The following is a 14950-nucleotide window of genomic DNA, read 5'->3' as shown; positions in this document are numbered from 1 at the left end:
ACTATATTTATTATGAGTGGGACGAAAGATTCAGGTGTGATAGACACGGTACGTGAAAGCGCAAAGCAAAAGCTGAGCCCTCCACGTAAGTACAAGGTCATTTTGAATAACGACGATTACACGCCAATGGAGTTTGTAATTGAAGTTTTGATGACATTTTTTAATATGGATAGCGAAAGAGCAACTGAAGTGATGCTGAAAGTGCATCATGAGGGAAAAGCTGTATGTGGTATATATCCTGCAGATATTGCCCACACAAAGGCTGAGCAGGTAAATCGTTACGCTCGCGATCATGAGCACCCGTTGCTGTGTAATTGTGAGCAAGAATAACCTTTTTGATTCTCGTTTGGGGGTTGCCAATGCTAAATAAAGACTTAGAAGTTACCTTAAACGCCGCTTTTCGTGAGGCACGTACACGTCGCCACGAATTTATGACAGTAGAGCATTTGTTATTGGCGCTAATCGATAACCCATCAGCAGGAGAGGCGTTAGGCGCCTGCGGGGTTGATATAGAAAATTTAAAACGTGAATTGTCAGAGTTCATTGATGAGACAACTCCCGTCATCCCAGATTTGGAGGAAGATAGAGAAACCCAACCTACACTAGGCTTTCAACGTGTATTACAGCGTGCCGTTTTTCATGTGCAATCATCAGGTAGAAGTGAAGTAACCGGTGTAAACGTACTGGTAGCCATTTTTTCAGAGCAGGAGAGTCAAGCAGTCTATCTTCTTAAAAAGAGCGATATTAGCCGTCTTGATATTGTTAACTTTATCTCCCACGGTATATCTAAAGTTGACGAAGAATCTGAGCATGATGATCATGAAGATATTCATGATGATACTAATGAAGTTCAAGCTGACGATAATACTAAACTGGAGAACTTTACAACCAACTTAAATGCATTGGCGCAAGCTGGTCAAGTCGACCCGCTGGTTGGGCGAGATGAAGAGGTCGAGCGTACGGTTCAAGTATTGTGTCGACGTAAGAAAAACAACCCTCTGTTGGTAGGCGAAGCGGGTGTTGGTAAAACCGCAATTGCCGAAGGGTTGGCTTATCGTATTATTAATAAACAAGTGCCTGAAGTTATTGAAGATGCGGTCGTTTACTCGCTTGATATGGGGGCACTACTTGCCGGAACGAAATATCGTGGAGATTTTGAAAAGCGCTTTAAATCACTGTTAAAAGAGCTTCAAGCAAAGCCTCACGCAATTTTGTTTATCGATGAAATTCATACCATAATCGGTGCTGGTGCCGCTTCTGGTGGCGTGATGGATGCGTCAAATTTAATTAAGCCACTATTATCAAGTGGTCAACTACGTTGTATGGGTTCTACAACATACTCTGAATTTAAAAACATTTTTGAGAAAGACCGTGCATTAGTACGACGCTTTCAAAAAATTGATGTGGTTGAACCAAGTGTTGCTGATACTACAAAAATTCTTTATGGCCTCAAAGAGCGTTATGAAGAGCATCACGGTATACGCTACACACAAAAAGCATTGCGTGCAGCAGCAGAGTTAAGTGCAAAGTATATCAATGAGCGTCATTTACCTGATAAAGCAATTGATGTTATTGACGAAGCTGGTGCAAATCAACGATTGCAGCCTATCTCACGACGCAAGAAAACCATCGGGGTGTCTGACATCGAAATGATAGTGTCGAAGATTGCCAGAATACCTCAGCAAAGTGTGTCGAATAGTGATAAAGAAACGTTGAAAAATTTAGACCGTAACCTAAAAATGTTAGTGTTCGGTCAGGATCAATCTATTGATGCCTTAACATCAGCGATTCGCTTGTCACGTTCGGGTCTTGCTAACGAGGATAAGCCGATAGGTTCATTCTTATTTGCAGGTCCAACGGGTGTTGGTAAAACTGAAGTGACTAAGCAATTAGCTAAGTGTATGGGCGTGGAGTTTATTCGCTTTGATATGTCTGAATATTCAGAACGACATGCCGTTAGCCGTCTAATCGGTGCGCCTCCTGGATATGTGGGCTTTGAACAAGGTGGCTTGTTAACCGAAGCCGTTATTAAGCATCCACATGCAGTAGTGCTTTTAGATGAGATTGAAAAAGCCCACCCTGATATTTACAACATTCTTCTTCAGGTTATGGACCATGGTACATTAACTGACAACAATGGCCGAAAAGCCGATTTTAGAAATGTAGTTGTGGTAATGACAACTAATGCGGGTGTTCAAGAGACTATACGTAAATCTATTGGTTTCCAAGAGCAAGATCATTCACATGATGCAATGGTTGAGATCAACAAAGTGTTTACGCCCGAATTTAGAAATAGGCTGGACAATATTATTTGGTTTAACCATCTTGAAAAAGAGGTGATCTTGCAGGTAGTTGATAAGTTTGTTGTTGAGTTACAAGCACAGCTAGATAAGAAGGCTGTTAGCCTTGAGCTTACCTCTGCTGCCAGAGAGTGGTTGGCAGATCTTGGCTATGATAAAGCGATGGGCGCGCGTCCTATGGCAAGAGTTATCCAAGACAAACTTAAAAAGCCACTGGCAAACGAAATCTTATTTGGCAAGTTGAGTGAGGGAGGTAACGTTAAAGTTGGTGTTAAGTCTGGAGAGCTAGACTTTAGATATGAGTCAACTTTAGTGTCGGCCTGATATTTATTGATTTAATATTGAACGTCAAAAAGCCTAGCATTTGCTAGGCTTTTTGTTAGGCGCTGGTATTTAACTTCAACGCGATTTTAAAGTACATAAAGACCTCCGTACTTTAAAATACAACCTGACTTATGGGTTCTACACCGTTCTATTAACGAGCGCGGAAGACAATGCGTCCTTTGGTTAAGTCGTACGGTGTCATTTCTACCGTTACTTTGTCACCAGTAAGAATACGGATATAGTTTTTGCGCATTTTACCTGAAATATGTGCAACAACCACGTGACCATTTTCTAGCTCAACGCGGAACATTGTATTTGGTAAAGTATCAAGGACTGTGCCTTGCATTTCAATTACGTCTTCTTTCGCCATGTGTAGCGTAACACCTCTTTGAATAATTAAACGCTGCAGATTTTGCCCAAAAGCAGACGATAAGTAAAGGTAAGGGCCAAAAATTTGTTATTTAATTGGCCAATCAGCATTAGGAAGTGATTAATCGCGTCAATTCAAACTTACGGTATGGGTTTTGGAAACGTTAAAACTTACTCACTTGATCAATCCAAACGTCGTTCACAAATCTTTGAGCGGGCAAAAATTGCGATTTGTAGCGCATCTTTTTACAACTGTCTATTTGATACCCTAAATAAACAAAGTCTTTGTTTAGCTTAGTCGCATGATCTATTTGTGCCATGATCATGACATTTCCTAAACTGTAATGCTCATATTCTGGGTCAAAAAATGTATAGATGGCTGAAAGCGAGTTCGGCATTGTATCTGTGACTGCGACAGCTATCAATTTGCTTTCATGCCACAGCTCTAAAAAAGTGATTGGCAACCACTGACAAAACAAAAAGCTTTCATATTGCAATCTATTAGGCGGATACATACTGCCATCACTATGGCGCAGAGAAATATATTTTTCATAAAGAGGGTAGTACTCATCGCGCTCTTTATGACTTACAGTAAAAGAAAAATCGTTAACTGCTTTTTTGAACTTTCGCTTTTGCGATTTTGACGCAATGAAGCGTTTAGCAGGAATTCTCATAGACTGGCAGGCACTGCATTTTGGGCAATGAGGGCGATATATTTGGTCACCGCTACGTCTAAAACCCAATTCTAATAATCCCTCAAAGCGTGCTGGCGTGTAGCAGGACGGGTCCAAAATTACTAGCAACTGCTCCTGTTGCTGAGGTAAATAGCTACAACTAAACTGCTGACTTAAACCAATTTTAGAAGGGAAATGTTCAGTCATAAATGTTTTCCAATGTTTGAGCAAGCCACATTGTGTCAGGCACGCTATACTGTGCCGCTGTATTTAGTTTAGTCAAAAATTCTTCTCGTGATACAACTTTTGCACCTAAACTTGTTAAGTAAGGGTTTTCAAGTTGGCAATCGATAAAGTGCGCATTGTGCTGTTTGAGCCAATTCACTAAGGCCCACATCGCTAGCTTTGACGCATTGGGTATATGGAAGAACATAGACTCACCACAAAAGACGCCAGATTGCATCACACCATACAAACCACCGACTAATTTGCCGTTATGCCAGATTTCTAAACTATGTGCTAAGCCTTGTTTATGCGCTTCGTGATAAGCGAGCAACATATCACTATTGATCCAAGTGCCCTCATTATTAATTCGTTGTTGACGACAGGCCATCATCACTTGCGAAAAAGCCATGTTGACGGTCACAACAGGGTTCAGTTTACGTTGAGCTTTTTTTAGGCTTCTGTTGATATGAAATTCATCAAGCTCAATAATGCCCCTTTGACTGGGTGACCACCACATAATAGGCTCATTTTCGTTAAACCAAGGGAAGATGCCGCTAGCATAAGCATTTCTAAGTCTTTTTATACTTAAACATCCGCCAATCGCCAACAAGCCATCGGGGTCTTTTAAAGCAAATTCACAAGGTGGAAATCGTTGGTCATTTAAGCTTAAGTGAAACAATTGTTGTGTCATACAAGGAGGTGTGAACTAGATATGTTAATTAACATAGCGCAATTTGAGCGTAAATAAAATGGGAGCAAGAGCTCCCATTGTCAATAACCGATTATTTTAGGTTATCTAAGTATCTTTCAGCATCTAAGGCTGCCATACAGCCAGTACCTGCAGAGGTAATTGCTTGACGATATATATGATCTGATACATCACCGGCGGCAAAAACACCCTCAACACTGGTTTGTGTTGCGTTGCCATTTAAACCTGATTGTACTACCAAGTAACCATCTTTCATTTCTAATTGACCTTCAAACATATCAGTATTTGGCTTATGACCGATAGCAATGAAAACACCCGCAAGATCTAACTGCTCGGTATTGTCAGAATCGGTTTCTTTGATGCGAATACCAGTCACACCCATCTCGTCACCTAAAACCTCATCAAGTGTACGGTTTAAATGCAAAACAACATTACCATTTTTCGCTTTTTCCATTAGGCGATCAGACAATATTTTTTCACTTCTGAAAGTCTCACGACGGTGAATAACGTGAACTTCTTCGGCAATATTTGACAGATAAAGCGCTTCTTCAACAGCTGTATTACCACCACCTACAACCGCAACTTTTTGGCCACGGTAGAAAAAGCCATCACATGTTGCACACGCAGATACACCGCGGCCTTGGAATGCAGTCTCTGATTCTAAACCTAGGTATTTCGCTGAAGCACCAGTTGCAATGATAAGTGCATCACAGGTATACGTGCCTTGATCACCTGTCAAAGTGAAAGGGCGTTTAGTCACATCAACTTTATTAATGTGGTCGAAAATAATTTCAGTTTCAAAACGCTCCGCATGTTCTTTCATACGATCCATTAGAGCAGGGCCTGTTAAACCGTGTGCATCTCCAGGCCAGTTTTCAACTTCAGTCGTGGTTGTTAGTTGGCCACCTTGTTGCATACCAGTGATCAGTACTGGGTTTAAATTTGCACGTGCGGCATAGACTGCGGCTGTGTAGCCTGCAGGGCCTGAACCTAAAATAAGTAGTTTGCAGTGTTTAACGTCACTCATGGGATATTCCTAAAATTTAAATACCAAGAATCAATGAGGTCGATTCTAAGTAATTCAACCTAGATGTAAAATAAAACTCAAATTTCGTTTTTGAATAAATCGTATAGTTGTCAAAAATAGTGTACTTGATGGTTATTTCATCCATCAATCGTGAAACTGACGCTATTGCATGACCACACGCTTTTTTTTTGGTATGTTCTTAGTAATTTTGTTTCGTTATTCTTTTAAGAATAACCCCTAACGAATAGGTATTTATGGCATTTTGGCAGGATACACCTGGATTTGCATTGGCAGCAGATGAAATCAGAGTTTTAACGAATGCAAAGCAGTATCATGATGAGCTAATAAGTCTGATACGCCAAGCAAAGCAAAGGATATACATCACCGCATTGTATTTGCAAAATGATGAAGCAGGCCGGGAAATTCTTAGTGCCTTACATAATGCATCTTTGGCTAATCCATCACTAGAGATAAATGTCTTGGTTGATTTTCACCGTGCACAGCGAGGGTTAATCGGTGAAGAAAAGTCAGAGGGCAATGCAAAGCTATATTGTGATGCGCTAGAGGCAGCAAACAGCAATGTTAAAGTGTACGGGGTACCAGTAAAAGCAAAAGAGCTTTTTGGTGTACTACATTTGAAGGGCTTTGTAATTGACGATAAGTTATTGTACAGCGGCGCAAGTTTAAACAATGTTTATCTGCAGTATGAAGATAAGTATCGATTAGACAGATATTTTGTTATCAACCAAGCAAAGCTTGCCGATAGCTTCTGTCAGTTTACAGAGCAGTATTTACTAAGCTCTGAAGCGGTTGCACGTCTGGATAAGCGTCCATTACCGAAGCTCGCAGATATCAAACTTGCACAAAAGAAACTGATGCGAGACTTGAAAAAGGCAAAATATACGTTTGCCGGCGCTGATTGTAGCGACGCTTTGAACGTTAGGCCATTTTTGGGCTTTGGTAGACGAACAAATAAACTTAATCGCTTAATTAAAAGTTTATTTGATACCACTGAGCAAGAGTTAGTACTTTACACGCCGTATTTTAACTTTCCGGCACCATTGTTACGCTCTTTGCGACGCTTATTGAAGCAAGGGCAGCAAGTGACAATTGTGGTTGGTGATAAAACGGCAAACGATTTTTATATTTGCCCGAGTCAGCCTTTTAGCAAAATAGGTGCGCTGCCTTATCTGTATGAAACCATACTCAGAAAGTTTTTAAAATCTCAGCACCGTTTTATTAAGTCCGGGCATCTAAAAGTATATCTGTGGAAAGAAGGCAGTAATTCATTTCACTTAAAGGGGATCTGCAAAGATAATCACACCCATTTACTCAGTGGACATAACCTTAACCCTCGTGCTTGGGGCTTGGACATTGAGAATGGTATTTTAATTGAAGATCCTGACAAGCAAATATTGGCAGACATAGACCGTGAAAAGCAGGCTATTTTGGCAAATTGCAGGCTATTAACAGGGCCTGAAGACGTTGAGACGCTTGAAGACTATCCACTTCCCGTTAAAAAACTGCTAGGTCAGGCAAAGCGCGTCAAAGTAGACTTTATTATTAAGCGCTTTATTTAAAAGCGCTTGTTACCAATTTTGATATAAAAAAACCAGCAATCGCTGGGTTTTTTATATTCAAGGCAGTCAGTTATGCCTTGTAAGCGTCGTTATGCACGTTAGCTGCGCGGCCCGATGGGTCAGCGTTATTTAGGAATGATTCATCCCACGCGAGTGCCTGAGGTGTTGAGCAAGCCACAGACTTGCCATGTGGTACGCAGTGTGCGGCTGCATCACCAGGGAAATGCTCAGTAAAGATCTGACGGTAGAAATAGGCTTCTTTACTATCAGGCGTATTGATAGGGAAGCGATACTGTGCATTTTCTAACTCTTGGTCAGTTACTAGCTCTTCAACATGCGCTTTTAATGAGTCAATCCAACTGTAACCTACACCGTCTGAGAACTGTTCTTTTTGACGCCATAACACTTCATTCGGTAGATATCCATCGAATGCCTGACGCAGAATATGTTTCTCGATACGACCATCTTTACACATTTTTTGCTCAGGGTTAGTGCGCATTGCCACATCAACAAATTCTTTGTCTAAGAATGGGACACGTGCCTCAACGCCCCATGCAGCCATTGACTTGTTAGCGCGTAAGCAGTCAAACATATGTAGTTTAGACACTTTACGGTTTAACTCTTCATGGAACTCTTGCGCGTTAGGTGCTTTGTGGAAATATAAATATCCGCCAAATAATTCATCAGCGCCTTCACCAGACAATACCATCTTAATGCCCATCGCTTTGATTTGGCGAGACATAAGGTACATCGGGGTTGAGGCTCGAATGGTCGTGACATCATAGGTCTCAAGGTGATAAATCACCTCTTTCAACGCATCAATGCCTTGTTGTACGGTAAAGTGAATAGGGTGGTGTATAGTCCCAATTTCATCAGCAACTTTTTGTGCTGCAGCTAAATCAGGCGAACCTTCAAGGCCTATTGAAAAAGAGTGAAGTTTTGGCCACCAAGCATCTGTTGCGTCGTTATCTTCAATTCGCTTTGCTGCAAACTTTTGGGTAATGGCAGAAATTACCGAAGAATCTAAACCACCAGAGAGTAACACGCCATAGGGGACGTCACACATTAGTTGACGTTTAACAGCCGCCTCAAGCGCATGCTTGATATCTTCAGCGCTCGCAGGGTTATTTTTAACTGCATCATACTCTTGCCAGTCACGTTGATAGTATTGACGAATGCTACCTTCTTTAGAGTATAAATAGTGGCCCGGAGGGAACTCCTCGATTTGCGTACAAATAGGTGTCAGTGCTTTCATTTCACTAGCGACATAAAAGTTGCCATGTTGGTCTCGGCCCGTATACAAAGGAATAATACCAATGTGGTCACGACCGATTAGATAAGCGTCTTGCTCTTCATCGTACAAACAAAATGCAAAAATGCCATTTAAGTCATCTAAAAACTCAGGCCCTTTTTGCTTGTATAAAGCTAAAATTATTTCGCAGTCAGACTCGGTTTGAAATTCGAAATCAGTAATTAGTTCTTTAGCTAACTCTTTGTGGTTATATATTTCACCATTTACCGCTAAAATATGTGTTTTTTCAGGGTTGTATAGTGGTTGAGCGCCACTAGATACACCAACAATAGCAAGGCGTTCGTGAACTAAAATGGCTTTATCTGATGAATAAACACCAGACCAGTCTGGTCCTCTGTGGCGTAGTAGCTTTGACATTTCTATCGCTTGAGAGCGAAGTTGAGTGGGATCGGATTTAAGCTCCAATACGCCGAAAATAGAACACATAAATTACCTCATTCCTGTGTATTGATTTATTTTTATACGTTAACAGTGCCAAAATAAGTGAGTGATAGGTACTGTTTGATATAGATTTACCAGAGTTGGCAATCGAAGTCACATGAAACTTCTAAAACCTGACACTTATAACAGCGAAATTACTGAAAAACAGTCTTATTTTGTACGATTGTGTTATTCAAAAATTGAGTGGGTGACGGGAGTTGATCACTAAACAATGCAAACGTGAAATTTGATGTTCACTTAAACGCGGTATAAACCAGCTTAGTTGAGCCTACACCGCGAAAGTTACCGAACTAGCCTAAAGTGATAGGTTAATTGAATTTGGGGCGCTTTTCTTTAGGAAACTGATCGTTTCCGCTGCCGCCCATGATTTGTTTTAAAACATTGGGCGATGTGATCACTTTTTTAGTTGCAGGCGTTGTTTGTGCCATTTTATCTTTCCTTACTGTGATTTTAGTGTATTAAAAATTTTATAAAAATTAATGGGTTGTACCCGCGGCAATCTTTACATCTTGTTTGTCTTGCATCGCGCAAGTAATTATTACACGCAGTGCACTGACTACAGTCTCTAAGCTCATACTGGGTGCATTAGCATGGTTTAGGGCTTGTGATGGTAAGTAAGGGATATGTACAAAGCCACCTTTAACGAGCGTATCGTGCTGGTTGATTAAGTGCATTAAGCCATACATTACGTGGTTGCACACATAAGTACCTGCGGTATTTGAGATAGAAGCCGGAATTTGCGCTTGTTGTAGTGCAAGAAGCATCCGCTTAATTGGCAGATTGGTGAAGTACGCGCTTGGTGCCCCGGCGATGACAGGGGTATCAACGGGTTGTTTTCCTGCATTATCGGGGATCCGTGCATCGTTCACATTAATTGCAACGCGCTCAATAGATATATCTGCTCGACCTCCCGCTTGGCCTACACAAAGCACAAGCTGAGGTGCATATTTATCGATGGCTTGATGCAGCTCTTTTAAAGAGGTGCCAAACTCACATGGCAGCTCTTTGGTGTGGATAACACTACCGCCAATGTGTTCGCCCTCAAGTTCAGATACCGCTTGCCAAGAAGGATTTAGCTGCTCACCGTCAAACGGTGCAAAGCCTGTAATTAAAATGCTGGGTTTTTGTGTTTTAGTCATTAAAGATCACTCCATACATGAGCAATATGTTAATCGCAAGCAAGGTCAACGCGGTTGGGATCTGAACTTTGATCACTTGATACTTGTCTTTTAGGTCAAGTAGCGCTGCTGGCACAATATTAAAGTTTGCCGCCATTGGTGTCATTAAGGTGCCGCAGTACCCCGAGTACATACCAATTGCGACCAAAGGAGCAGGGGATGCCCCGTGTCCTTGTATTAAAAAAGGCACTGCGATGCCCGCTGTCATTACCGGAAATGCGGCAAACGCATTACCCATAATCATAGTAAATAGCGCCATGCCGACACAGTATAATACCACCAGCATAAAGCGATTATCCGGTGATATAAAAAGCGTCACCAAATCCTGAATAGCGGTGCCTGTTTGCGCTACGATAAATACACCGCCCAGCATTGCCAACATTTGCGGTAAGATTGCCGCCCATCCGATGGAGTCGACCAAGCGGCGAGATTCGCTAAGTGCTAACAGTGGTGAACCAGACGTTATCTTCCAGCCAACAAGTAAGGCTAATGTACAGGCTAATGTCAGCGCCGCCAGCGTAACGTGACGTTGATCGAAGAGGTAAATATTGGCAATGTTAATGTTGTTTAAAAGTAGCGTGCAAACAACGGTGACTATGGGGATCATCACAGCAGGTACAAATAAGCGATTACCTATGCGGTTTGAACTTATTTCAAGCTCTGCATCTGTGGGCATGTCGTAACTGCCCATAGATACTTTGCCTAAGCCAGCAAGTAGCGCGATTGCTAAAACACTAAACCCAACCCATTGATAGGTAATTGATGGGCCAAACATCTTAATTGATAAGTCACCAAACAAAAAAACACTGCCAAATAAAAACCAAAAAAGCGCCGTAGTCCATTTTTTTGGATGACCTTGATCTTGTAACGTTTTTACCACCAAAAACATCACGACAAAACCAATCAGCAAATAAATGTTGTTGATTGATAAAACAGCAGAAGCCTCTGTATGCGTTGTTACTGGCGCGCTCATGATAGCTTCTCGCTTAATGTGTGTGTTTGGTTATTGGTATGCTCTTGCATTTGCTGGCTTATTTTTGCCTCTAGTCGCGCCAGTCTAAACAAATGAACAATCAAAGCGGCAATGGCGGTGGGTATTGCCCACAGGCCAATGTGCAGCGGCTCTATGCCTTCGATACCATTTTCTTTCAAAAATGCGTCCATAAGTAACACCGCACCAAAAGCGATAAATATATCTTCACCAAAAAACACTGCGATATTATCGCAAGCAGCTGCATGGGCACTGATCATATCTTTGATATGCTTAGGTAACGGGCCATGTAAGTTTGTTGCCGCCCCGAGTGCCATTGGTGCGAGCAATGGCCTAACTGTTTGCGGATGACCCGCTAAACTTAATAGCCCCAGTGCTGCTGAGCATTCACGAACTACAAAATAAAGGCTTAAGATGCGAGCTGTAGTGGCTGATTTTATGCTGGCAATCCAAGATTTAGCTCTTTGCTGAAGCCCATATCTTTCGCAAAGGGCGATAACGGGAAGGATGAGCAAAAAGCTGGCGAGTTGACGAGCGTTCATGAACTTTTCGCCAAAGGTTCCAATCAAGGTTAAAAAATCTAGGTCAACGGCCCAGCCAGTTACAAGGCCGGCAATACTCACCACCAATAAGGGGTTAAATCGCAGAGCAAAGCCAAGCACTACGACTGCAATACCTATCAAAGGTAATAGGTTCAACTCATTCATAAATGATTACTCTAGTTATTATTTTTGGCCAAACGAAACTGCGCTAGGTGGGCGCTGAGTTTATCGCTGGCTTTACGTGCCTGAATTAGATCACATTCCACAAAATTACATTGCTGATTAGCGCTAAGTTGACTGAACATGCGCAAGTCAGCATCGATAACGGTTGCAACAATTGGGTAGCCCCCAGTTGTTTGACAATCGTTTAATAAAACAATGGGCTCCCCGCTGGGTGGTATTTGGATAACCCCTGGATGCACAGCTTGTGTAGCAATACTTACATCATGGCTTAACAAAGCTTTGCTGTTGAGCCTGCTGCCCATTCTGTTGCTCGCTTCGCTTATTGTCCAGGGCCCATTTACAAGTTGTTCGAATGACCCAGCTGGCAGCTTATCACAGTGGGGTCCTTTAAGTACTCGTACCTGTTTTTTGTATTCTGGCTGTTTTACACCCAGAGGTTTTAACGCGGATGGTGACGGCTCGTAGTTGAGGCAATCGCCTGATTGCAGTGCTCGCCCTTGGTGTCCACCAAAGCCCGCTTGTAAATCAGTAGAACATGATGAAAGGGTTGGCTCTAGAGCAAAACTACCTTGCACGGCAAAGTAAGCGCGCTGCGCGATTGCACTGGTCGCAAAAGTGAGCCGATCACCAGCGTGAGCATAGTAGCGCCATCCCGGATAAACCGAACGACCTGCAAGCTTGGCGTTTAAGCAGCCACCAGTTAACGCAAAATTACACGGTTGAGTGAATTCAAATTCTGCCAAGCCTATGGTTATTTCAATGACCGCATGGTGAGGTGGGTTATCAAGCAGCATATTTGCTAAACACACTGCAAATGGGTCTAATGCTCCGCTTCTGCATACCCCGTAATGCCGGTAGCCAAATCGACCTATGTCTTGAATGCTTGCCATTACACCTTGTTTTATTACCTTCAGCATATTCCTTCCTTACTCGGTACAAAAATGACCTTGTCTCCAGGCGCAAACAAGCTTGGAGGGTTGGCTGTTGGGTCAAACAAAGTGTGCGCACAGTGTGCGAGCAAATGCCAGCCACCGGGAGAACTGCTTGGATATATCGCACTTAAATCTTCTGCAATCGCTACAGACCCTTTAGGAACCTGCTTGCGAGGTGTTGATTTTCGCGGTAACTGAAGTGCTTTAGGTAGCGTGCCCAAGTAAGCAAAACCTGGCAGAAAGCCCAGAAACTCAACCTGATAGGTACTTTCGCTGTGCTGCAGCACAACTTGTTTGGCACTTAAGTTTAGCCGCTGCGCAACATCGATTAAGTCGGGACCGTGCTCACCACCATAAATTGCCTCAATGTGGTGGGTTTTTACGTTAAAGGCCACTTCTTCACTTTCTTGCCACAACAACATCGCTTTTTTGAGCCAGTATTGGTACTGACTAGGATCTGCTAAATAGGCAGTAACAGAGGCTTTGGCTGGCACAATGTCTAAAAATGCATTGCTGTGCTGTAGGCTGACTGTTAAAGCAAATAAACGACGTTGTTCGCTCGGCGAGGGTTTGTCAGTGTGTAGGGCAACCACTAACGCATTTTCACCTAATAAGTAACTGTGCGCTTCTAACATACTTGTTTTCTTTTTTATTATCTTGACCTTAGTATAGCCAACAGATGGGGGAGAGATGCAAGTGTTATAAAAAAGTCATACCTTATCTTCTGTTCATAAGGTCGGATTATTGGGTTTTAACTAGAGAGCTGAAGAAGCTATGTGAAATAAATTACCACGTGAAATGGTCTAGGTAAGTACAGTGAAACAAAATGTGGTAATAGGTATGTTAAAACGAATTGGTTACGCTTTATTGGTTGCTTTGACCTTAATTGGAGGATGGGTGCTAGCCCAGCAGCCAGCAAAGGTACCTTCTCAAGCAAGCTCTCATATTAAAACGCTGGTGCTTGGTTCTGGTTGCTTTTGGGGCGCAGAAAAACGTTACGAGGCGATGGCAGGCGTACTTGATGCACAGTCAGGCTATGCCGATGGTAGTGGCTTTAAAGCAAGTTATAGCGCCATAACACATGCAAAAAGACGCTTTGACGAAAATAATTATGCTGAGGTTGTTAAAGTCACTTACAACGCCAATATGCTTAGCACCGAACAGCTGCTGATGCGTTATTTTGAGAGCCATGATCCGACGCAAAAAAACCGTCAAGGTAATGACATTGGCACTCAGTATCGTTCCATCATTTTATACTCAGAGCCTGAACAACAGGCCGTTGCAGTAAATCTAACAGCACAATATCAGGCGCTGTTAGACGAGGCTGGTTACGGTGAAATTCAAACGCAAATAATGCCTTTAGATAGCTTTTATCCCGCCGAAGAATATCACCAAAATTATTTAGCAAAGAATCCCAATGGCTATTGCCCAGACCACTCCACAGGTGTTGTGTTCAAAGAAAAACATGATAAACAACCAAGCAATAAAGGACTTTTGACTGGTAAACATATTGTTGTCATTGATTCGCAAAGCTATTGCCCTTATTGCGAAAAGCTTAAAAAAACCGTACTGAATGATTATCAAGGCAGCATCCCCTTGCATTTTAGATATGCGAATCAACTTCAAGAGCTGGCTCTAACTACACCAACTTGGGCGACCCCTACAATTTTGTTCATAGAGCAAGGTAAAGAGGTTTATGGTCATCAAGGCTTGATAAACAAAGACGGCTTTTATCGTGCCTTAGGCGCGTTCAAATTAGGCGATAGTGAAGCGTACAAAGTGGCTTTTAATAGCAAAACAGATGCGCCATTTTGTAAACAATATGACTTGTTTAAAAATAGTGGCGAGGGAATATTCATAGATAAACTCAGTGGTGCTCCCTTGTTTGATACCAAAGACAGATTTAATTCCGGTACTGGTTGGTTGTCATTTAAACACCCAGTAAAGGGCAGCGTTACCTATCATGAAGACAACAGCTATGGCATGCGCCGTACTGAGATCCGTTCAAAATCCAGTGGTATTCATTTAGGTCATGTGTTCGCAAAAGAAGGGCCGAGGGGAACTGACAGATATTGTATTAACGCGACGGTATTGGAGTTTGTGGCAAAAGGTAAGTTATGAGATAAAAAAAACCCCTCGTGAGAGGGGTTTTGGGTAACTCAG

At 42.2% G+C, this 14950-nt stretch carries 14 protein-coding genes; 4 read left to right on the top strand and 10 right to left on the bottom strand.

All coding sequences use genetic code 11. From position 1 onward, the window contains the following. Positions 1-12: 12 nt before the first annotated feature. Positions 13-330, top strand: coding sequence for an ATP-dependent Clp protease adapter ClpS (gene clpS / locus HC733_RS13130; protein ID WP_190365500.1), 318 nt, complete (start codon positions 13-15; stop codon positions 328-330). A 29-nt stretch (positions 331-359) separates the two neighbouring features. After that, positions 360-2624, top strand: a complete 2265-nt coding sequence (gene clpA / locus HC733_RS13125) for an ATP-dependent Clp protease ATP-binding subunit ClpA (RefSeq protein WP_190365499.1) — start codon at positions 360-362, stop codon at positions 2622-2624. A gap of 151 nt (positions 2625-2775) precedes the next feature. On the opposite strand, the gene infA is transcribed toward clpA, so the two are convergent. The 4 genes from infA to trxB all read right to left on the bottom strand — a co-directional run bounded on the left by infA (position 2776) and on the right by trxB (position 5628). Continuing rightward, complete coding sequence (infA, locus tag HC733_RS13120; RefSeq protein WP_058029687.1) at positions 2776-2994, bottom strand: translation initiation factor IF-1; 219 nt, start codon at positions 2992-2994, stop codon at positions 2776-2778. A gap of 163 nt (positions 2995-3157) precedes the next feature. Next, a complete protein-coding gene (locus tag HC733_RS13115) occupies positions 3158-3874 on the bottom strand; it encodes an arginyltransferase (RefSeq protein WP_190365498.1) in 717 nt (238 codons plus the stop codon). Further along, positions 3867-4583, bottom strand: coding sequence for a leucyl/phenylalanyl-tRNA--protein transferase (aat, locus tag HC733_RS13110; protein ID WP_190365497.1), 717 nt, complete (start codon positions 4581-4583; stop codon positions 3867-3869). The genes HC733_RS13115 and aat overlap by 8 nt, the downstream gene beginning before the upstream one ends. A 91-nt stretch (positions 4584-4674) precedes the next feature. Beyond that, positions 4675-5628 carry a thioredoxin-disulfide reductase gene (gene trxB, locus HC733_RS13105; protein WP_190365496.1) on the bottom strand — a complete coding sequence of 318 codons (954 nt, stop codon included), beginning with the start codon at positions 5626-5628 and terminating at the stop codon, positions 4675-4677. 254 nt (positions 5629-5882) lie between these two features. On the opposite strand from trxB, the gene pssA reads away from it, so the two are divergent. Continuing rightward, entirely contained in the window at positions 5883-7208 is a 1326-nt protein-coding gene (gene pssA, locus HC733_RS13100) for a CDP-diacylglycerol--serine O-phosphatidyltransferase (protein WP_190365495.1), read from the top strand. A gap of 70 nt (positions 7209-7278) precedes the next feature. On the opposite strand, the gene asnB is transcribed toward pssA, so the two are convergent. From asnB to pxpB, 6 genes are all read right to left on the bottom strand, one after another. Then, positions 7279-8946: an asparagine synthase B gene (gene asnB, locus HC733_RS13095; protein WP_190365494.1), complete on the bottom strand. Its 1668-nt coding sequence runs from the start codon at positions 8944-8946 to the stop codon at positions 7279-7281. Between the two features lie 491 nt (positions 8947-9437). Next, a complete protein-coding gene (gene pcp, locus HC733_RS13090) occupies positions 9438-10100 on the bottom strand; it encodes a pyroglutamyl-peptidase I (protein ID WP_190365493.1) in 663 nt (220 codons plus the stop codon). Further along, on the bottom strand, positions 10093-11112 hold the full coding sequence (locus HC733_RS13085; protein ID WP_190365492.1) for a DUF979 domain-containing protein: 1020 nt from the start codon (positions 11110-11112) through the stop codon (positions 10093-10095). The genes pcp and HC733_RS13085 overlap by 8 nt, the downstream gene beginning before the upstream one ends. Beyond that, positions 11109-11837 (bottom strand): DUF969 domain-containing protein, encoded by a 729-nt coding sequence (locus HC733_RS13080; RefSeq protein ID WP_190365491.1) that lies wholly within the window; start codon positions 11835-11837, stop codon positions 11109-11111. The genes HC733_RS13085 and HC733_RS13080 overlap by 4 nt, the downstream gene beginning before the upstream one ends. A gap of 11 nt (positions 11838-11848) precedes the next feature. Further along, positions 11849-12772: a 5-oxoprolinase subunit C family protein gene (locus tag HC733_RS13075; RefSeq protein WP_190365490.1), complete on the bottom strand. Its 924-nt coding sequence runs from the start codon at positions 12770-12772 to the stop codon at positions 11849-11851. Further along, positions 12766-13422 (bottom strand): 5-oxoprolinase subunit PxpB, encoded by a 657-nt coding sequence (pxpB, locus tag HC733_RS13070; RefSeq protein WP_190365489.1) that lies wholly within the window; start codon positions 13420-13422, stop codon positions 12766-12768. The genes HC733_RS13075 and pxpB overlap by 7 nt, the downstream gene beginning before the upstream one ends. 205 nt (positions 13423-13627) lie before the next feature. Here pxpB and msrA point away from each other — a divergent pair, with 205 nt between their 5' ends. Then, the gene (gene msrA, locus HC733_RS13065; RefSeq protein WP_190365488.1) at positions 13628-14908 is read left to right on the top strand and encodes a peptide-methionine (S)-S-oxide reductase MsrA; all 1281 of its coding nucleotides are present in this window, start codon (positions 13628-13630) and stop codon (positions 14906-14908) included. The last annotated feature ends 42 nt before the right edge of the window (positions 14909-14950 follow it).

Source organism: Pseudoalteromonas sp. S16_S37, from assembly GCF_014694405.1.
Lineage (GTDB): Bacteria > Pseudomonadota > Gammaproteobacteria > Enterobacterales > Alteromonadaceae > Pseudoalteromonas.
This window is presented reverse-complemented; position numbering and strand designations above follow the sequence as displayed.